At 71.5% G+C, this 20270-nt stretch carries 13 protein-coding genes; 10 read left to right on the top strand and 3 right to left on the bottom strand.

What is annotated here, in order from left to right:
* The first annotated feature begins 20 nt into the window (after window positions 1–20).
* Window positions 21–2228, top strand: a complete 2208-nt coding sequence (locus ACFWNN_RS04765; protein WP_382438505.1) for a hypothetical protein — start codon at window positions 21–23, stop codon at window positions 2226–2228.
* Window positions 2229–2452: 224 nt separating this feature from the next.
* Here ACFWNN_RS04765 and ACFWNN_RS04760 read toward each other — a convergent pair whose 3' ends face one another.
* A complete protein-coding gene (locus tag ACFWNN_RS04760; RefSeq protein ID WP_382438504.1) occupies window positions 2453–3154 on the bottom strand; it encodes a BTAD domain-containing putative transcriptional regulator in 702 nt (233 codons plus the stop codon).
* Between the two features lie 142 nt (window positions 3155–3296).
* Here ACFWNN_RS04760 and ACFWNN_RS04755 point away from each other — a divergent pair, with 142 nt between their 5' ends.
* The 9 genes from ACFWNN_RS04755 (at window position 3297) to ACFWNN_RS04715 (ending at window position 17750) form a co-directional block, all read left to right on the top strand.
* Window positions 3297–5621: a glycoside hydrolase family 3 C-terminal domain-containing protein gene (locus ACFWNN_RS04755; RefSeq protein WP_382438503.1), complete on the top strand. Its 2325-nt coding sequence runs from the start codon at window positions 3297–3299 to the stop codon at window positions 5619–5621.
* Between the two features lie 9 nt (window positions 5622–5630).
* Entirely contained in the window at window positions 5631–6254 is a 624-nt protein-coding gene (locus ACFWNN_RS04750; protein WP_382438502.1) for a TetR/AcrR family transcriptional regulator, read from the top strand.
* A gap of 297 nt (window positions 6255–6551) precedes the next feature.
* Window positions 6552–9236, top strand: coding sequence for a BTAD domain-containing putative transcriptional regulator (locus ACFWNN_RS04745; protein WP_382438501.1), 2685 nt, complete (start codon window positions 6552–6554; stop codon window positions 9234–9236).
* Window positions 9237–9343: 107 nt separating this feature from the next.
* Window positions 9344–9523, top strand: coding sequence for a thiazolylpeptide-type bacteriocin (locus ACFWNN_RS04740; protein WP_266040363.1), 180 nt, complete (start codon window positions 9344–9346; stop codon window positions 9521–9523).
* Window positions 9520–11937, top strand: coding sequence for a lantibiotic dehydratase (locus tag ACFWNN_RS04735; protein WP_382438500.1), 2418 nt, complete (start codon window positions 9520–9522; stop codon window positions 11935–11937). The genes ACFWNN_RS04740 and ACFWNN_RS04735 overlap by 4 nt, the downstream gene beginning before the upstream one ends.
* Window positions 11934–13013, top strand: coding sequence for a hypothetical protein (locus tag ACFWNN_RS04730; RefSeq protein ID WP_382438499.1), 1080 nt, complete (start codon window positions 11934–11936; stop codon window positions 13011–13013). Before ACFWNN_RS04735 ends, ACFWNN_RS04730 begins: the two co-directional genes overlap by 4 nt.
* Before the next feature lie 5 nt (window positions 13014–13018).
* Window positions 13019–14722: a hypothetical protein gene (locus tag ACFWNN_RS04725; protein WP_382438498.1), complete on the top strand. Its 1704-nt coding sequence runs from the start codon at window positions 13019–13021 to the stop codon at window positions 14720–14722.
* A complete protein-coding gene (locus tag ACFWNN_RS04720; RefSeq protein ID WP_382438497.1) occupies window positions 14719–16239 on the top strand; it encodes a YcaO-like family protein in 1521 nt (506 codons plus the stop codon). Before ACFWNN_RS04725 ends, ACFWNN_RS04720 begins: the two co-directional genes overlap by 4 nt.
* Window positions 16240–16250: 11 nt before the next feature.
* Entirely contained in the window at window positions 16251–17750 is a 1500-nt protein-coding gene (locus tag ACFWNN_RS04715; protein ID WP_382438496.1) for a thiopeptide-type bacteriocin biosynthesis protein, read from the top strand.
* Here ACFWNN_RS04715 and ACFWNN_RS04710 read toward each other — a convergent pair.
* Both ACFWNN_RS04710 and ACFWNN_RS04705 read right to left on the bottom strand, forming a co-directional pair.
* Complete coding sequence (locus ACFWNN_RS04710) at window positions 17736–18722, bottom strand: acyl-CoA dehydrogenase family protein (RefSeq protein ID WP_382438495.1); 987 nt, start codon at window positions 18720–18722, stop codon at window positions 17736–17738. The two genes, ACFWNN_RS04715 and ACFWNN_RS04710, sit on opposite strands and share 15 nt — an antisense overlap.
* On the bottom strand, window positions 18719–20260 hold the full coding sequence (locus tag ACFWNN_RS04705) for an aldehyde dehydrogenase family protein (protein WP_382438494.1): 1542 nt from the start codon (window positions 20258–20260) through the stop codon (window positions 18719–18721). The genes ACFWNN_RS04710 and ACFWNN_RS04705 overlap by 4 nt, the downstream gene beginning before the upstream one ends.
* Between the last annotated feature and the right edge of the window lie 10 nt (window positions 20261–20270).

The raw sequence follows: 20270 nt of genomic DNA, 5'->3' as shown, positions 1-20270 counted from the left end.
GTGCATTCGAGGGTGAAGCTGTGCGGTTGCCGGAGTCGGCGTTCGAACAGGCGGAACTGGGGTCCGGTCAGCTCTTCGCGGTGACCGCGCCGCCCGGTCCCGAACGGACCCGCGACCTGGTCCAGGCCGTGGAGCTGGCCCAGGCGCGCGGGTTCGCCGTGGTGTGGACGACCTGCCGGGCGGAGGCGCCGCCGCACTGGCCGTGGCACGCGGTCCTGGCGAGCCTGGGCGGGGACGCGGCCGCCCTGGACGCCGAGCCCGAGGTGTGCGCGGACAAGGTCGTGGACGTGCTGGCGGCCGCGCCCGCGATGGTCCTGGTGGACGACATCGACCTCGCGGGCGAGGAGACGGTGCGACTGCTGGAGGCGGTGGTCCGGCAGGTGCACCGGCTGCCGGTCGTCATCGTCGTCACCGCGACCCGGCCCACCCACCTCGACGAGGCGCGTCGTCTCGTCGACCTGGCCCACGCCTCCCTCGCCGCCGGTCGCATCACGGAGGCCCGCGACCTGCTCGACCAGGCCGCCCGCGACGGCGACCCCGAAGCGGCCCTGGGCCTGCCCGGCATGTGGGTCAACAAGTTCCGCGCCCGCGCCGACCGCGCCCTCACCATCGCCCGCCTCCGCGAGGCCCTGGACCGGAACCCCGCCGAACCCCTGCGCACCCGCCTCGCCACCAGGCTCACCGCCGAACACGCCTACGACAGGCGCGAGACCGCGAGCGTCCTCGAAGCCCTCGACCGAGCCAGATCCACTGGTGACCGGTTGACCCTCGCCGAGGCGTTGTCGTTGACACATCACGCCTTGTGGTCCCCGGAGCACAACGCCCGCCGCCGCGAGCTCGCCGACGAACTGATCACCGTCGCCTCCGCCGCCGGCCTCGACCTCCTCGCCCTCAGCGGTCTGTGCCGCCGCACGATGGACCTGTTCTGCCTGGGCGACCCGCACGCCGAACGTTCCCAGGCCGAACTGGCCAGAAGAGCCGCGCACCACCCGGGACTGCTGTTCTTCCACGCCGCCATGGACGTCATGCGCACGATCCGGGCGGGCAGGTTCGAGGAGGCCGAGCAGAAGTCGCTGGCCTGCGCCAAGATGGGGATGGAAGCGGGCGACGTGGACGCGGAAACGTTCCACAGCACGCACCTGTTCGCGATCCGCTGGCTCCAGGGCCGCGGCGGCGAACTGGTCGACCTGGCCGAGCAGGTCACGCACTCCCCCACGCTGCCGGACCTGGAGTTCAGCTTCGAGGCCGCGCTCGCACTGCTCGCTCTCGAAGCGGGGCAACGGGATCGCGCGCGGTCGGCGTTGCATCGACTGACCATCAACGGACTGGCGGCCGTTCCGCTGTCCAGCACGTGGATCACGTGCATGTTCTGCGTCGTGCACGTGGCCGCGGCGCTCCAGGAGGCGGGCATCGCCCGTGAGGCCTACGACCTGCTCCTCCCGTTCGCCGACCAGCCCGTGGTGCCGGCGACCGCGATCGTCTGCTTCGGCTCGACCGAACTGCTGCTGGGCATCGCCGCGACGACGTTCGGCGAGCCGGAGAAGGCCGTCGGGCACCTGGAACGCGCGGTCACCACCAACATCCGGCTCGGCAACCTGCCCATGACGGCCTACGCCCGCGCCACCCTCGCCCAGACGGTGAAGGGCGAGCGCGCGCGGGCGTTGTTCGACGTCGCGATCAACGACGCCACCGCGATCGGCATGACCGCGCGGGCGCAGGCGTGGGCCCGGCACCGCGACGGGCTCGCCGACCGGGTCGTGATCCGCAAGGAGAACGTGTGGTGGGTGGTCTCCCACCACGGCAGGGAAACCCGCGTCGAGGACCTAGTCGGCATGCGGTACCTCGCGCGGCTCGTCGCCGATCCGGGCACCGAGATCCCGGCCCTGGAGCTCGTGGGAGGGCAGGACAGCGGCAACCAGCCGGTGCTGGATCCCGTGGCGCGCGCGGCCTATCTCACCCGCATCCGCGATCTGCGCGCCCAGCTCGACGACAGCCCGTCGCCGCGCGTCGAGGCCGAGCTGGAGGCGTTGCTCAGCCACCTCGAACGCGAGACCGGCATGGGCGGGCGCGGCAGGAACTTCGCGGGACCGGCCGAACGCGCCAGAACCGCTGTGCGCAAAGCGATCCGGCGGGCGATCGACACGATCGCGTCGACCGAGCAGTCCACAGCGGACGCGTTGCGCGACACCGTGACCACGGGTTACCGCTGTTCCTACAAGCCCGGCTGATCTTGACCACCGCACGGCCGCCCACTCGCCACCGCGGGCGGGCAGTCTCGTGTGCACGGGGGCGCCACACCGCACGAAGAGAACGATGGACGAGGCTTGAACCGATCGGTGCCACCGAGGGGGCGGCATCGCCCGGATGAGGCAGACGCCGCGGTGCGTCCCCCAGCACGGACCACGGCGTCGGCACGGCGGCCCGCATCCCCCGACACGGGCCGCCGTGCCAGCTATCCCGCCAGCACGGCGGCCTCCCTGCGGCGCAACGCGATCCCGGGTTCCATGCCGAACTCCTCGACCAGCAGCGCCCGCACCCGCCGGTACGTCCGCAGCGCGTCACCCGCGCGGCCGGCCCGGTGCTGGGCCTCCATCAGCATCTCCCACAGCGTCTCCCGCAGCGGGTACAGCGCCACGAGCCGTTCGAGCTGCGTGATCGCCTCCGCGTACCGGCCGCTCAGGCACAGCGCCCCCGCGTGGCTCTCCTCCGCGAACGCCACCGCCTCCCGCAGCCGCACGATCTCCGCGCCGGCCCAGCCCTCGACCGGGCAGTCCGCGAGCGGCTCGCCCCTGTGCAGTCTCAGCGCCTCCGCGTATCTGCCGTGCCGCAGGTGCTCGTCGAACTCCTCGACGTCAACGACGACCTGCGTGACGTCGAGCAGGTAGCCGGGTTCGCGGGTGAGCACGACGCCGTCCGCACCCGCGAGCTCGAGCGCCCGGCGGACCTTCGCGACGTGCCCCTGCAACGTCTTGGTCGCCGTCGCCGGCACGTCCTCGCCCCACAGCCCGTCGACCAGCGCCGACGCCGACACCAGCCGTCCCGTGCGCAACGCCAGCAACGCGAACACGGCACGCCGCCGCGCACCCGTGAAGTGCACCGGGCCGTTCGGGCCGCGGACTTCGAGCGGCCCGAGCAGCCGCACCTCGATCTTCATCACCATTCCCCTCCCCTTGGACACAACCAAAGGCGTGCCACGGGTGTGCCACGCGACGGAACATCACCGCCCGATAACCGAATGGTCACAGACGGATATACCGACCGACCACTCAGTCGGTCGTTCTGGTGTGCTCGGGGGCATGGACATCGAGAAGGCCGTCGCACGGCTTGACCTGGTGCAGAAGGTCCGGCTGCTGACCGGGTCCGCGTTGTTCGCGCTGCACCCGGAGCCGGAGATCGGGCTGGTGTCGCTGAAGCTGTCGGACGGCCCGACCGGTGTCCGCGGCGCCGAACTGCGCGGCGGCACGATCGCGTGCGTGCTGCCGAACGCCACCCTGCTCGCCCAGCACTGGGACGTCGCGCTGGCCCGCGAGGTCGGCGAGGTGCTGGCGGACGAGGCGGCGGCACAGCAGGTCCACGTCGTGCTCGGCCCGACGATCAACCTGCACCGCACCGCGCTGGGCGGCAGGCTGTTCGAGGCCTACAGCGAGGACCCGCTGCTCACCGGCGTGATCGCGGCCGCGTACGTGCGGGGCCTGCAGGACAAGGGCATCGCGGCGACGCCGAAGCACTACGTGGCCAACGAGTCCGAGACCGAGCGGCGCACGGCGAGCATGGTGCTCGACGAGAGGACGTTGCGCGAGGTCTACCTGCTGCCGTTCGAGATCGTGGTCGAGGACTCCTCGCCGTGGGCGATCATGGCGGCCTACAACAACGTCAACGGTGTTCCCGCCACCGAGCACACCGACCTGGTCGAGGGCGTGCTGAAGGGCGAGTGGGGGTTCGACGGCCTGCTGATGTCCGACTGGTTCGCCACGAAGTCGACGGCGGCGAGCGCGAACGGCGGGCTCGACCTCGCGATGCCCGGCCCCGGCGGGCCGTGGGAGGACAAGCTGGTGGCGGCCGTGCACGCCGGCGAGGTCGCCGAGTCCGTGATCGACGACCACGTCGGTCGGTTGCTGCTCCTGGCGTCGCGGACGGGTGCGTTCGGCTCGGTGCGGTCGTGGCCGGCGGACCTGCCCGCGCCGGACAGCCCGGTGCGCCGCGAGCAGCTGCGGAGGTTCGCGGCCGGGGGCATGACCGTGCTGAAGAACTCCGGCGTGCTGCCGGTGCGGGAGTCGTCCGTCGCCCTGATCGGACGGCACGCGGTCGCGACCGTCGCGCAGGGCGGCGGTTCGGCCGGGGTGCGACCGCCGCACGTGATCAGCATCGCGGACGGCCTGACCTCGCGACTCGGGTCGTCGGTGTCCGTTGTGGACGGTGTGGAGGTGCGGCAGCGGTACGCGGCACCGGCTCCTGGCGTGCTGAAGGACATCCGTGCCACGACGTTCGACGCGGACGGCGAGGTACTGGCGTCGCGGGACATGGAGATCGCCGAACTGGCCGCGTACGGCGGCTGGGCGCAGGGGGCCGCGTCGATCGAGGTGTCCGGCGAGGTCGTGCTGGACGAGCCCGTGCGGATGCTGATCGGCGTGCGCGGGTTCGGCGACTGGACGATCGACGTGGCGGGACGCCGGCACGCCGCGGTGCTGGCCAGGGGAACCGGGATCGTCGAGGAGGCGCTGCTCAAGCCGCCGCACTGGACGGCCGAGGTGCTGCTCTCCCCCGGCGACCGGATCACGGCCCGCGTGCGCGGGGCGGTCGCGCTGGTCGGCCTGATCACCCAGCCCGTGCCGCGTGCCCCCGCCGACGCGATCGGTGCCGCCGTGCGGGCCGCACGCGAGGCGGACGTGGCGGTCGTGGTCGTCGGGCTCACCGAGGAGCAGGAGACCGAGGGCTTCGACAAGACGACGCTGGCGTTGCCGGGCGAGCAGGACGCGCTGGTCGCCGCGGTGGCGGCGGCCGCGCGGCGCACGGTCGTGGTGGTGAACGCGGCGACCCCGGTGCTGATGCCGTGGCTCGGGCAGGTCGACGCGGTGCTGTGGGCGGGGTTGCCGGGACAGGAGGCCGGGGACGCGGTCGCGGCGGCGTTGCTCGGCGAGATCGAACCGGCCGGGCGGCTGGTGACGACGTTCCCCCGGAGCGATGCCGACGCGTTGCCGTTGGTGCCGGTCGACGGGGAGCTGGTGTATTCGGAGGGGACGGCGGTCGGATACCGGGGTGCGACCGATCCGTTGTTCTGGTTCGGGCACGGGCTCGGGTACACGACCTGGGAGTACGGCGCCGCGTCGGTGACCAGCGCCGACGGGGTGATCAGCTCGGTCACGGCGGAGATCACGAACACCGGTTCACGGCCTGGGCGCGAGGTGGTGCAGGTCTATCTGCGGCCTGCTGACGAGACGATCCGGCTCATCGGCTTCGCGGTTGCCGATGTCCAGCCAGGCGAGACCGTGCGCGTCGACGTGCCGTGCGATCCCCGAACCCAGCGCCGGTGGGCCGGCGGCTGGCACCCGGTCAGCGGCGACGTGCTGATCGCCCGCGGCCTCGGCGACGTCCGCGTTACCCTGCCCGCTGATCAGGAGTGAGGTGACGCGGTGTCCGTCCCGCCGAGGTACCGGGCCAGGTCCCGGGTGGACGTCTCCGGCGAGGAGTCGCGCGCGAAGGCCGTGCAGGTCGCGACCGAACTGTTCGCGCTGACGGGGTTCAAGGGCACGTCGGTGGCGGCCGTCGCGGCGAGGACCGGGCTCTCGCAGTCCGGTCTGCTGCACCACTTCCCCAGCAAGGCGGCGCTGCTCACCGCCGTGCTGGAGGAACGCGACAGGCAGGACGGCGACTTCCTGGCCGGCGGTGACGGCCCACCGCTGGGCTGGGCCGCCTTCGACGCGCTGGCCGCTCTCGTCGCCCGCAACTCCGCCCGGCCGCACCTGGTGGGCCTGTTCGTGCGGCTGGCGGCGGAGGCGACCGAACCCGCGCATCCGGCCCACCAATGGATTCATCAGCACTACAACGGCTTGAAGCAGTGGCTCACCGAGGCGGTCACGACAGGTCAGCGCGAGGGAGAGATCGCGCAGGACGCGCCGATCACCGCGATCGTCCGCACCACGATCGCGGTGGTCGACGGGCTGCAACAGCAGTGGTTGCTGGAGCCGGACCAGGTGTCCATGACGGCTGAGTTCGAGACGTTCACAGCGACCCTGCGCGCTCGCTGGGGTCGATGACCGCAAGGTGGTGGCCCGGTTCAGTCTGGGGGACCCGTCCGGGCCACCGGTCTTGCGGTAGGTGGCCGACGTGCGCGGTGACTTTCACACGCCGGCCGGGTTCTGGGGGAACCGAACCCGGCAACTGCGCCGACCCCCATTCCCAGGTGTTCGGGCCTGGCGGCGCAGGTACCGGATCTGGACACAAAGATGACAGGCGGCGCGCACAGATTTCGCCCAGGCTGTGCACAGGCCGCCGGATTCTGCGCCAGGATGGAGGTGCACCCCCTGTCCTGATCATCGAGGAGCGATCTACCTGTGGAGTTCCTGCTGCTCGGCTCGCTGGCGGTACGGCGGTCGGGCACACTGCTGGAGCTGGGCGGACCCCGGCAGCGCGCGGTGCTCACCATGCTGTTGCTGCACGCCAACGAAGCGGTCAGCGCGGCCCTGCTGACCGACGCCGTGTGGGACTCTCCCCCGGTCGCTCCCGAGTCGAACCTCCGCACGTACGTCGCCGGGCTGCGCAAGGTCGTCGGCGACCGGCTGGTGACCCGGTCCGGGCACGGCTACCAGCTCACCGTGCTGCCGGGCGAGCTCGACCTCGACGCGTTCGACCAGCTGGTGCGCGACGGTGAGAACGCTCTCACCGAGAACGACGCGGAGTCCGCCGCGGACCTGTTCGGGAAGGCGCTCGCGCAGTGGCACGGCACCCCGACCGCCGAGCTGAACGCGGGACCGCTGCTGCGCGCGGAGCTCACCCGGCTGCAGGAGCGCAGACTCGCGGCCGTCGAGCGGTTCGCCAAGGCGACGCTGGAGCTCGGCAGGTTCGACGACGTGGTGGACCGGCTGCGGCGTGAGACGGCGCAGCACCCGTTGCGCGAGGAGCTCTGGGCGTTGCTGATGCTCGCGCAGGACCGGTCCGGCCGCCGGGGCGAAGCATTGGAGACCTATGCGACGGCCCGCAAGCACATGGTCGAGCAGCTCGGCGTCGAACCGGGCGGGCGGTTGCGGCAGCTGCACCAGGTGATCCTGGAGAGCCGGGTGCCCTCGCCCGCGGCGTTGAGCGCGCACCGGCAGCTGCCGATGGACATCGCCGAGTTCACCGGGCGCGAGTCCGAACTGCGCAGGCTGCTCGAACCGGGGCCGCAGACCACGGTCGTGATCTCCGCGATCGAGGGCATGGCGGGGGTCGGCAAGACCAAGCTGGCTGTGCGGGCCGCCCACCGGCTCGTCGAGCGTTACCCCGATGTGCAACTGTGGGCCGATCTGCACGGGTTCGACGCGGACGAGCTGCCCGCCGACCCGTCCGCCGTGCTGGAGAGCTTCCTGCGGCTGCTCGGCGTGCCGGGCGGGCAGATCCCCGAGTCACTCGAGGACCGGGCCGCGCTCTACCGCGACCGGCTGACGGGCAAGCGCGCGTTGGTGCTGCTGGACAACGCCGCCGGCGAGGACCAGGTGCGGCCGTTGCTGCCGGGCAGCGCGACGTGCGTGGTGCTGATCACCAGCCGCCGCACGCTGTTGCAGCTCGACGGGGTGCGGTCGTTGTTCCTCGACGTCTTCACGCCGCCGGAGGCGTTGGCGCTGCTGTCGCGGATCGCCGGGCACGACCGGGTGGCGGCCGATCGCGAGGCCGCGGAACGGATCGCCGAGATCTGCGGTCACCTGCCGATCGCCGTGGCACTGGCCGCGAAACGTCTCGCTCGACGTCCACAATGGACCGTGCGGGATCTCGTGGACCGGCTCGAACGGGGAGGCGGTCTCGGTGCTCGGGGCGTGTTCGACCTCTCGTACCAGGCGCTGCCGGAGAACCAGAGGCGTCTGTTTCGCCTCCTCGGACTCCACCCCGGCGAGGACGTCACCGCCGACTCCGCCGCCGCCCTCGCCGGGCTGACCGCGCACGAGGCCGGCGACCTGCTGGAGACGTTGCTCGACGAACACCTTTTGCAGCAACACACTCCGGACCGCTACGGCCTGCACGACCTGTTGCGCGCGTACGCCGTGGAGCAGGTGAACGCCGCCGAACCGCCGCCCGCGCGGGCGTTGGCACGGCGCCGCGTGCTCGACTGGTACGTGCACACGTCGTGGCGCAGCGCGCAGCTGCTCAACCCTCAGCGACAGCTGGAGATCGGCCCCGCGGACCCGGCCGTGCACCCGAGGTCGTTCGCCGACCGGGACATGGCGTTGCTGTGGTGCGACACGGAACGCGCGAACCTCGTGGCCGCGATCCGCGACGCCGCCGAGCACGACCTGCCGGAGCACTCGTGGAGCCTCGCTCAATGCCTGTGGGACTTCTTCAACCTGCGCAAGCACTGGGCGGACTGGCTGGACACGCACGGCGTGGCGCTGGCGGCCGCGCGGTCGGTCGGTGACCGGTCGGCCGAGGGCCGGATGCTGATCACGCTCGGCATCGCGTTGCGCGAGGTGCGCCGCCACGACGAGGCGATCGACTGCTACGAGCAGGCGCTCGCGATCTTCCGCGCCGTCGGCGACAGGTCGCGTCAGGTGCCGACGCTGAACAACATCGGCATCGTCCACATGGCGGAGGGCCGGCCGGAGGACGCGCTGGCGTGCTACGAGCAGTCGGCGGAGATCGCGGGCGAGCTGGGCGATCTGCACACGGCGGCGGTGCTGCTGAACAACATCGGGCTGCTGCACTCCGACGCCGGGCGGTTCGACGTGGCGCTGGCGCGGTACCTGCGGGCGCTGGAGATCCGGCAGGAGATCAAGGACCCGTACAGCGAGGCGATCCTGCTCAACAACGTCGGCGAGGTGTACCGGGGGCTGCTCGACTTCACGCAGGCCGTGACGTACGTCGAGCGGGCCCTGGAGACGTTCCGCGCGATCGGCGACCTGTACGGGCAGGCGGAGTCGCTCGACAACCTCGGGCTCGCGCTCGACGGGCTCGGTGACCGGCGGGGCGCGGAGAAGTGCTGGCTGGAGTCCGCGACCGTGTTCGAGGAGCTCGGCGAACCCAAGGCCCACGAGGTCCGCGCCCGGCTTTGACCGGCCGATCAAGCAAAGCGCGATCCGTGCCGTATCGCGCTTCTTCAGCCTGAGCTGACTGCCCTTCTGGGGCCTGGTCACAACAACTGAAGACGTGAGGACACGGCATGAAGGATCTCTCTTTCGACCCTGACGACCTGGAGCTCGGCGACCTCGCGGTCACCTCCCTGCGCGACTCGGTCGCGTTGCCGGAGTCCGGTGCCTCCGGAGGCGCCTCGTCGTGCTCGTGCGGCAGCTCGTCGTGCAGCAGCTGCACCCAGCCCCAGCTTCCCGCCCAGAACGCATGAGCGAACGCGTGCAGGGAGAAACAGCGCCATACGCACTCGTGCGCCTGGCGGCCCTGCCGCACCCGGACGGCGCTGCGACGGCAGCGCCGTTCCGGCGGGCGGTGGAGACGTTGGCGGCGCTCGAAGCCACGCTGCAGTCGCTGGCGGGTCCGGTGTCGGACCTGTTGCACGACAGCGCCGGCACGCACTCCGACGCCTACCACCGCACAGTCGTGCTGCCGTTGCGCCGCGACGTCCACAACGGACGGATGCCGCGCGCGGCTTTGCTCGCCGAGACCGCTGATCTGGTCTCGCGGTTCCCGCAGTTCGGCACCTGGCTGTCCGCAATGGAGGATCGGGTCTCGGCGATGGCCGAGGTCGAGCGGTTGCTGCCCGAGGCGCTCGACGCCGAACGTGCCGTGCTCGCCTCGTTGTGCGGGGACGAGTCCGTGCGCAAGGCGGCGGTGTTCAGCGGGCGCGACCTCTGGCAGGGGCTCGCGCGGGCCGGTTCGTCCGACAAGCGGGCCCGCAAGGCCGAGCCGACCGTGCTGCGCTACGCCCTGCGCGCGACGTCCAAGACCAGTCCCCTGTCCTGGTACGCGGCGGTCGGCTGGGGCACCTGGTCGCCCGACGCGCCGGAACCCGACTTCGGGACCCCGGTCGCGGTGACGCGGGTGAACCAGGTGTTGCTGTCGCGGTTGATCGCGGCCCTGCTCGCCGACCGGGCGCACGTGGTCGATCATCCCCACCGGCTGGCGCCGGACGTGCACTTCGAGGACGGCCAGGCGAAGTTCCGCCGCGACGTGCCTGCTCGGGGGCCGTTGCGCGCTTACGTCGGCATCCAGGAGGACGTGGAGCTGGCGTCGAGCGCGCCGCTGCAGTTCCTGGTCGGGCTGACCGGGGCGAACCCCAAGGGGATCAGCCCGGCCGAGCTCGCCAGCGCGCTGGCGACCCGGCTGCCCGACGGCGAGTCCGATCGCGCGCAGCACTACGTGGCGTTGTTGCTCGACATCAAGCTCCTGGTGCCGGTGCTGCCGGTCGACCCGCAGGACCCGGCGGCCTGCCCCGCCCTGGCGTCGTGGTTGCGGGACACCGGGCGGTCGGCGCTGGCCGATCGGGTGGTCGAGATCTACCGGGACACGGTGGAGTTCGCCTCGCTGGACGCCTCCGCCCGGCCGGCCGCGCTGGCCGCGTTGTTCTCCGCCTGGGAGTCGCTCGGGGCGCTGGTCGGCGTCGAGCTGGGTGACGTGACGCCGTTGAGCGAGGACGTCGTGCTGCCTCAGCCGGTGCGGCTCGGTCGTGCGCACGGGTACGACGGGGTGCGGTCGCTGGCCGGGCTGACGCCGTTGCTGATGCTGTTCGACCGGCATCTCGCGATCCGCCGGTACTCGCGGGACCTCTTCGTGTCCGCGTTCGGGCGCGGCGGTGTCGCACGACTGGCCGAGTGCGCGCCGTTGATGCACGAGGCGATGTCCGGTGCGCCGACCGGCGGACTGGGTGCGAGCCGGGCCCAGGTGGCGGACCTGGTGCAGGACGGCGTGATCACCGACGAGGTCGTGAGCGCCGCCGCGGACCTGGTGCCGTCGTGGATGAAGACGCGGCCGGTCTCCTACTCGTTCTTCGCCCAGCCGTCGCCTCATGGCCTGGTGGTGAACCACATCTACGACGGCTTCGGCCGCTTCCCCGGCCGGTTCCTCGACCTGCTGCCGCCCGAGGCCTACGCGACGGTCCGGGCCACTTTGGACGGTGTGTTCCCGCGCGGTTTCCTGGAGTACCGGCCGGTGCAGGGCTTCAACCCGAACCTGCACCCGTTGCTGGGCCGCGCGGAGATCGGCGAGGACCCGCGCTGGGCCGACCACACGCCGGACGCCCTGGAGGTCTTCCACGACCAGGAGAACGACGAGCTCCGCCTGCGCCGCCGTGACAACGGAGCGTTGCTCGACGTGCTGTACCTCGGCTACCTGATGCCGATCTCCCTGCCCGACCGCGCCGCCGCCCTGCACGCCGACCTGTCGTGCGGCGCGGCCGACCTGACGCCGTTGCAGCCGGTGTCGTCGGCCGGCGATGTCCGGGTGGCCTCGCGCCTGCGGTACCGCGACGTCGTGCTGGGCCGCCGTTACTGGGACTTCCCGTCTTCTGTCTTGGACGAGGCCTTCGGTTCGGTTGCGGGCGCGACGGCTCTGCGCGCGCGTTTCGGTCTGCCGTCTGAGCTGTTCGCGGGCATGGGTGGCGTGATCACGTCCCGCGAGGACTTCGAGGCCCGCGTGAACGGCCCGAAACCCCAGTACGTCGACCTCCTGAACGCCCTGCACCTGCGCTGCCTCCCGCGCCTCGTCCCCCGCTACGGCGCGCACGTCCGCCTGACCGAAGCACTCCCCGTGCCGTCCGGCCAGGTGCTCGAAGTGGTGGCGGAGACCTACCGGAGGGCCGGATGACCGACGTCGTCTGCTACTACCACGACCCCGTCAAGGCCCCGCTGCTCCGCGACGGCGTCCTCCCGGCGCTCGCCGCGGCCACCTCGGCGTTCCCGGACGTGGTGGGCCACCTCGAACGCCATTGGCTGCACGGCCCGCACGTCCGCGTCGTGCTGTCGGGCCCGTCCAGCCCGACAGCGGCGCTCCTGGTGGCCACCCTGCTGCGCTCTTACCTGGCCTCTGCGCCTTCTGTGGTCGAGCTTTCTGCTGCTGAACTGCTGGCTCACGCCGAGTCCGCCGCGGTGGCCGAACTGCTGCTGCCGCCGTTCACCCCGTTCCACCCCAACAACTCCGTGCACGTGGAACCGACCGACACCTCGCGCGCCGCGGCGTTCCTCCCGCCGGCCCACGTGGCCCTGCGAGCCCACGGCCTCCACCTGGGCATTCCGCTGCTGCGCCCGTCCCTGGGCGTCTCCCGCCCCCTGCTCGCCCTGACCGCGATGGCCGTGCACGCCAGCCGCTACCCGGGCGGCCTCCAGTACGGCTACCACTCGTTCCTCTCGCACGTGGAGGACTTCCTCCTCGCCAGCGACCCATCGGGTGCCGTTAGGTCCAAACTGGACAAGATCTGGGCCGCAAACGCTTCCACAGCCTGTGCCCTGGTCTCCCAGGTGGCGCTGGGCCACCCCACCACCCACCTCGAAGCGGCCTGGCAGACGTGGACCATCGCGCTGCGCCTGTCCGCCGAGGAGAGCTACGACGCGGGCGACCTCTCGTCCGACCCCAACCCCCGCCACGGCGAACGCGCCTACGAGGTGGGCGACCAGGACGCCATCCGCCGCTACAACTACGGCGAGCGAACCACCTTCACCGAATACCACACAGCAATGTGGACGGTCGACCTCTCCTCCCCACCCGTGGCGCGCGCCATGACCGTCTACCGCCTGGGCACCAACGTCCTCTACCAACTCCTCGCCCTCTGCGACGTCACCCCGATGGAGCGCTACGCGGCGGCCCACCTCCTGGCCAACGCGGCACAGCAGGTCCTCGGCACCACCTGGTCCGACCAGTTCGCCGCCCTCCGGAAGACGGGGTGACGCCCGTGCTCGTGCGCCTGCGCCCGGTTGTCCAGGCCACCCCGACCCCCGACGGCCTGCACCTGCGCGGCTGGACGTCGAACTGCACCCTGTCGGGCGGCGCGGGCCTGTGGAAGGTGTGGCAACGCCTGGCCCCGCAGTTGTCTGCCGGAGTGGTGCGGGCCGACCTGGAGGCGCCTGATGCAGCGCCTGCGGTGCGTGCGGCGGTGGCTTTGATCGTGGAGCAGTTGTGGGAGCACGACATGCTCGTGGAGATGCCCGGTTGGGGTGCGGACGCGCCTTCTGCGGACGTGGTGGCGTGGCTGGAGTCTGCGGCGGCGGAGCCTGTGGAGGCCTGGCGGCGGTTGCGCGGGGTCACAGTGGTGGTGTCGGGGAACGGGGTGGTGGCTGGAGCGGCGGTGCGGGCGGCGGAAGCGGTGGGGCTGGCGGTGGAGACCGCGGCCGCTTGCGCGGAGGAAGCGGTGCCGGGGCGATCGGCTGCGGCGGGGAAGGCGGGATCGGAGAGCATCGCCGGTCAGCCGGTACGGGCGGGAGCGTCGGAAAGCGCGGCCGGTCCGCCGTCACAGGCCGGAGCGTCCGAGAGCACGACCCGTCAGCCGGTACAGGCGGCAGCGTCGGAAAACGTGGCAGGTCAACCGACGGCGTCCCCGGTGGTGGAGTCGGCCTCTGCCCGTGACCTCTCCCTTTCCGCCGGCGGCCTGACCGTCGTGGCCGAGTGCGGGACCGAGGTCGGGTACGTCCTGCCGCCCACTACCGAAGCGTCTCTTTCACTCAACACTGAAGTCACTATGCGCACCTCCGCCAGACTCGGCCTCACCGGCGAACCGACCGGAGTCCTCGCCACCCTGATCGGGTGCGCCGCCGTGCATCGACTCGTCTGCGCCGTCGCCGGTCTGCCCGACCCGGCCGGCGAACTCACCTCCGGCTCAGCCGGCTACCCGATGGCGCTGGTCGCCCACGCGTCCCCGCTCACCGCCACCTACCACCCGATCCTCCAAGGCCCACCACCTCAGGACCCGTGGCACGCCCTCGACGCCCTGACCGACGCCGAGCTCGGGCCGGTCGACACCCCGGAGTTCGGCGCGCTCCCCCAGGTGCCGGCCAACCTCGCCACCTCCGGTACCGCGCTCGGCATCGGCACCACCGCGGACGCCGCTCGGCTCGACGCCGCTCTCCACGCCCTCAAGTGCGACGGCGTCATCGGCATCGACGACGTTCACGCGCGCGGGGGCGCGTTGCGGCGGGCAGCGCGGCATCATCGGGGTGAGCCGGCGGATCCCGAGGAGTGGACGGGCGATCCGACCGCGCACCGGTGGTGGAAGGCGTTGACCGCGCGGTTCGCAGTGCCCGCGGTCGTCCGGGCGGACCGGCTCGCGGACGGGGTCTACCGGGCCGAGATCCGGGACAAGCACCAGGTTCTGGCCTGGGCGGTGGAAGCGACGGCCGCGGACGCGGTGGCGTTCGCCGCCCTGGCCGCCGCCGGGTTCGCGCAGGCCGGGTGGGCGGGAACCGCGCACCTCAACGGGGCCGCGCCCACCAGGACGGCCGACCAGCCCGCGTGGGTCACCCGGCAGTGGCACTGGCCGGCGGACGTCCGGGAGAGCGAAGAGCGGCTTCAGCGGGCGATCGCACTGCTGCCGGGCATCGACATCCGGCCGGTGGAGCTCGACCCCGAACTCCGGGCCGCGGGACTGAGGGCGTACCGATGATCACCTACACGTCCCAGGACCCGCCGGTCGTGCGGGCGGACGGCGCACTGACGCTCGTCGGTCCCGGCACGAACGCCTGCGTGCGGTGCGCGGAGAACGCGCGGCTCGCGCAGGCACCGCGGCAGACCCTCAACCTCGGAGGACTCACGGCGCCCGCGTTCGCGCCGTTGGTCGAGGCGATCGAAGGCAGTGCCGCGGTCGTCGCGATCCGGAGCGACCTCGGGCTGGTGTCCACGCACCGGATCAAGCCGGGCACGTGCTGCGAGCCGGTCCAGGAAGCGACCGAGAACACGGCCACGCCCAACGGGGAACTCAGAACACCCAACAGCAAGACCACGGTCGAGGCGCTCAAGGAAGCGATGGTCGACTTCCGCCACGGGCCGGTGACGGCCCTGTTCAAGAGCGGCCACCTGCCGTTGGCGACGGTGACCGCGGAGTTGGACGCGCACACGGTCGGGTACGGGCGCACGGCGTCGTTCGAGGAGGCCGAGAGAACGGCGATCTTCGAGCTGATCGAGCGGATCAACGGCATGCGGCCCCGCCGTCGACCAACGACGGAAGCCTCGTTCGCCGAACTCGGCCCCACCAGAGCGCTGGACCCGGCAACGCTCGGCCTCGACGACGAGAACGACGTCTACCACCCCGACATGAAACTGCGCTGGGTCGAGGGGTGGTCGTACACGCAGGGCAAGAAGATCCTGGTGCCGGAGCAGATCGCGTACTGGGGTGTGCCGGGTGAGAGGTTCGTGCACGAGACCTCGAACGGGTGCGGGCTCGGCAACAGCCTGACGGAGGCGGTGTTGCACGGGCTGTTCGAGGTCGCGGAACGGGATGCGTTCCTGATGGCCTGGTACGGGAAGACGCCGCTCAGAAGGATCAAGCTGCCGGACGACCCGCTGCTGCACCACCTCAAGGACCGGCTCGAAGAGCTCGGCTACGAACTGCTGTTCCTCAACGCCACCAACGACATGCGCATCCCGGCGGTCATGACCCTGGCGAGGGCGACGCGCACAGGCTTGCCCCAGGCGTTCTTCGCGGCCGGTGCCAGCCCCGACCCGGTCAGGGCCATGCGGTCGGCGGCGGTCGAGGTGGCGGTGGACGTCGAGGCCTTCGCGGACCGGGTCAGGACCAAGCCGGAGGACTACGAACCGGCCAGGCTGAAGCGGTTGCTCGAAGACCCGAGGCTGGTCAGGACCATGGACGACCACGTCGCAGTCAACACGCTCGAAGGAGCCAGAGAGCGGTGGGCGTTCCTGGTCAGCGACGAACCCCCGCACCACCTCGAAGGCCAGAGAACGCACACCGATCTCAAGCACCTGCTCGACAGCTGCACGAGAGCGATGAGCCTGGAAGTGATCGCCGTCGACCAGTCGGACCCGCACACGGTGAACACGCTCGGCCTGCACGCGGCCAAGGTCGTCGTGCCCGGCGCGCTGCCCATGACGTTCGGCCACCGCAGGACCAATGGACTTCCCCGGCTCGTCCTCAGGCAGACGCACCCCCACCCGTTCCCCTGAGGAGTGAAGCTGTGACCTGGACCGGCCTGCACTGCAGGGTGAACTGGAACCGCGCCGACCTCGACACGTTCGTCGCCGAGTCGCTGGCGCCGGCGATGGCGGGCCACGAGTGGTACTTCCTGCGCTATTGGGAGACCGGACCGCACCTGCGCGTCAGGTTCAAGGACGCCGCAGCCACCGAGGAGCTCAAGGAGACCCTCGAGAAGCTCATCGCCGACCAGACCTTCGCACAGGAACCCGACGAACCCGGCTGGCTCCCCCACGGCGACGTCCGGGAGGTCGAGTACGTCCCCGAGACCGAACGCTACGGCGGCCCGAAGGCGCTGCCGATCGCGGAAGAGGTGTTCTGCCACAGCACCCAGGTGGCCATCGCGGTCCTGAAGGCCACGAAGACCGACAGCGCGAGGCTGACGGCCGCCATCGACCTCACCATCGCCACGGCCAGGGCGCTCGACCTCACCCTGCCCCAGGCCGCGGGATGGTTGCGCAGCCTCGGTTCGGGCTGGCGCAACGTCCAGGAGCAGGCGCCGGCCCCCACGATCGGGTCGCAGCACGCCGCGAACCAGCTGCTCGCCAAGCGCGGCCGGGACCTGGCGGCGCGATGGCACCGCGACCCGCGAGGCGCGATCGCCCACTGGCGCAGCACGATCAAGGAGGCCAACGACCGGATCGGCGGCTGGCTGCCCTACGTCTGGGCGTCGCAGCTGCACATGCTGCTCAACCGCATGGGCATCACCCCCAACGAAGAGCGCATGATCTGCTGGACCACCGCGGCCGCCGCCATGTCCCCCAACGGCCTCACCGACTTCCACGACGACAACGAGACGGCGCCCGACCGCCGCTACCTGGAGGCGAGCAAGTTCCTGCCGGGCTTCACCGACCAGCTGCCGAGGAAGTCGAGCACCCCGAGGCAGTCCTGGCCCGCCACCACCGCACTGCCCTCCACAGTGGACACCGACACGCTGAGAGCGAGGAGGACCAGCCGGGACCTCACCGGCGACCTGAGCGCCGAACAGCTCGGCACCCTGCTCTGGAACGCCATGTCGCCCAGGGACGGCCGATGGCCCTACCCGAGCGCCGGAGCCCAGTACTGCGCCAGGATCAGGATCATCGCCCTGAACGTCGACGGCCTCGCCAGAGGCCGTTACGAGGTCAACGAGGTCGAGCGCGCGCTCACGTGGTTCGGCGAGGCTCCGTCCATCGAGGACCTCGAAGCCACGTCGATGTGGTTCGGCCCGGGCACGACGGAACTCGCCGGCACGCCCGCGGTCCTGGCCCTCTACATCAGACTCGGCAGCCTGAGGCAGACCTACGGCCTCAGAGCACTCCGATTCGCGTTCACCGAGGCAGGGCACCTCGCGCAGAACCTCACCGTCACGGCGGCCAACCTCGGCATCCGGACGGGCCTGGTGGGCGGGTTCTACGACGACATCGCCCACGACGTCATCGGGCTCGACGGCGTGGACGACGCACTCGTCTACTTCCTGCCGCTGGCCTCAGATCTCGACTGAGTCCAGCAGCACGTCGACGGTCGGTTCGATCGCGGCCGCCGCCCGCGCGTCCCGGAACCGGCGTTCGATGCCCAGGTCACGGCGGAACGCCGCGTCCCCGCACACCTTCATCGCCAGATCCGTCACGGCCACCGCGGCCTCGGTCGCGGTGACCGCCAGCAGCCGCACGCGGTCCACCGACCGTTCCGGGTGCCACGTCACCGCGGACAGGGTGTCGTTGTACAGCACCCGCACCGAGTCCGTCCGCAACCGCATGCGCGCGAGGTCCGGCCGGGTGCGCGGATCATCGCGCCCCAGCACGCCGATCGCCGCCGCGAGCGACCCCTCCATCAGCCCCAGCGACACCGCGGCCCCGAGCACCATGAACCACGGGAACGCCAGTTCCCCGGACCACAGCCGGTTCGACGCCGGCACCCGCACGGGGTCCGCCTGCACGCACGTGGCGACGGTCCCGCGCAGCCCCATCCCGGCATGGTCGGCGGGCACCAGCAACCCCGGCGCTTCGGCGGGCACGAGCCACAATCCCGAGCCGCACGACCAGACGTAGCTGTCCGCCTCGCCGGCCGCGATCACCCAGTTCTTGCGCGCCCGCACCTGAACGACGTCGCCGTGCGACGACGCCTCGCCGGCCGAACCGAAGGCGGCCAGCGTCGACAGGTGCCGCCCGGCCGCGATCTCGGCCCGCAACCAGTGCGGGCCCGACCGGTCCAGCACCGCCGCCGCCGAGTAGTGCGACCGCAGCACGGAGGCCGTCGCGGCACACACGCGGGCGACCTGCTCGACCACCCGGCCGGCCGACCGCACGTCCTGGCCTCCCCCGCCGACCGTCCGGGAGATCGTCATCCCCAGCAACCCCTTGGCACCCAACGCGTTCAGCGCGGCACGGGGGAAGCGGGAGTGCTGATCGACGTCCGCGGCGTTCGGCGCCACCACCGTCTGCACGATGCGGAGCAGGTCCGCCCGGTAGGTCACGTGGGTGGGTAGAGCGAGTAGGAGGGGAAGTTGCCGTACGGCCGTTCGTCGGGCGGGCCCTCTGTCACGGCGTGCACCAGCAACGATCCGCCGACGAACGCACCGCGCCACGACGCACCACGCCCACCGAACACCTCGTCCCGGTCACCCCGCGACCGCGGCTTGTTGATGCCGACCTTGAACGCCTGGACGTCCTCGCTCAACCGGCGGGCGGTCGCCTCGTCGTCACAGGCCAAGGACGCGACCAGGGCACCGTTCGAGGCGTTCATCGCGGCCAGCAGCTCGGCCTCGGTGTCCACCAGCACGATCGTGTCGACCGGGCCGAACGGCTCCGCGTGGTGCAGCGGCGACGACCGCGGCGGGTCGAGGATCGCCACCGGCGCCAGGTAGGCCGCGGTCTGCTGCCCCGGCAGGAAGTGCCCGCCGTCGAGCAACCCCCGGTACAGCGGCACCCCGCCCGCCCGCACGGCCTCCTCGACGACGTCCCCGAGTTCCTTGGCCTTCGCGTCGTTGATCAACGGCCCGAAGTCCAGCACGGGCAGCTCGTCCTCGGGCGAAGCGACGGCGAGCGGGTGCCCGAACTTCACGTCCCGCACCGCGGGCAGGTAGACGCTGAGGAACTTGTCGAACAACGACCGCTGCACGACGTAGCGCGGGTAGGCGGTGCAGCGCTGCTTGCCGTAGTCGAACGCCTTGCGGATCTGGGTGCCGAGCATGTCCCAGGAGTCGGTCTCCCAGATGCCCCAGCAGTTCAGGCCCTCCTGCTCCAGGACGTGCCTCCGGTTCGAGTCGACCAGGCGCGTCGCAATAGCGCTGCCGACATCACGACCGCCCACAAAGGACACACAGCCCAGGAACGAGGACCCGACCAGCACCGGTGCGAGCTCCGACCCGCTTCCGGACACCAGAGTCAGCGGCAGCCCCGACCGAACGGCCAGCGCGGTCGCCAAAGTGAGACAACTGACGCCACCGTCGGTCGGCGCCTTGGCGATGACGGCGTTGCCCGCCAGCGCCTGCACCAGCATCGCGTGCATCAGCACGCTCATCGGGTAGTTCCACGAGGCGATGTTGCTGACCGGGCCGTTCAACGGGCCCCGGCCGGCCAGCATCGTGTCGATCTCCTCGACGTACCAGCGCACCCCCTCGATGCACCGATCCACGTCCGCCGTCGCGAGCCGCCACGGCTTGCCGATCTCCCACACCAGCAGCAACGACAGCAGGTCGCGATGCTCGGTGAGGGCGTCCAGCGCCGCCGTCACCCTGGCCTTGCGGTCGGCCAGGGGGACGTTGCGCCACTCGATGTGCTGGTCGACGGCCGCGACGACCGCCCGTCCCGCGACGTCGAAGTCGAGGAAGGGCGGGCCCGCGATGGTGGAGCCGTCGACCGGGCTGGTGGCGGGCATCGGTTCGCCCGCACGACTCCACTCGCCGCCGAAGTGGTTGAGCAGCCGGTCTTCGTGGAACGCCTCCGGCGCGACGGACACGCACCGCGAGTACACGTCGTGCCAGGAGGTTCCGGGCTTGAGGATCAACGACATCGGAGCGCCC

This window comes from Lentzea sp. NPDC058450 (genome assembly GCF_042721395.1).
In the GTDB taxonomy this organism is placed as follows: domain Bacteria; phylum Actinomycetota; class Actinomycetes; order Mycobacteriales; family Pseudonocardiaceae; genus Lentzea.
This window is presented reverse-complemented; position numbering and strand designations above follow the sequence as displayed.

Coding starts and splice junctions, on each gene's coding strand:
- ACFWNN_RS04760 (WP_382438504.1), bottom strand. CDS start 3,154: ATGAAGATCGAGGTGCGGCTGCTCGGGCCGCTCGAAGTCCGCGGCCCG.
- ACFWNN_RS04755 (WP_382438503.1), top strand. CDS start 3,297: ATGGACATCGAGAAGGCCGTCGCACGGCTTGACCTGGTGCAGAAGGTC.
- ACFWNN_RS04740 (WP_266040363.1), top strand. CDS start 9,344: ATGAAGGATCTCTCTTTCGACCCTGACGACCTGGAGCTCGGCGACCTC.
- ACFWNN_RS04735 (WP_382438500.1), top strand. CDS start 9,520: ATGAGCGAACGCGTGCAGGGAGAAACAGCGCCATACGCACTCGTGCGC.
- ACFWNN_RS04730 (WP_382438499.1), top strand. CDS start 11,934: ATGACCGACGTCGTCTGCTACTACCACGACCCCGTCAAGGCCCCGCTG.
- ACFWNN_RS04720 (WP_382438497.1), top strand. CDS start 14,719: ATGATCACCTACACGTCCCAGGACCCGCCGGTCGTGCGGGCGGACGGC.
- ACFWNN_RS04705 (WP_382438494.1), bottom strand. CDS start 20,260: ATGTCGTTGATCCTCAAGCCCGGAACCTCCTGGCACGACGTGTACTCG.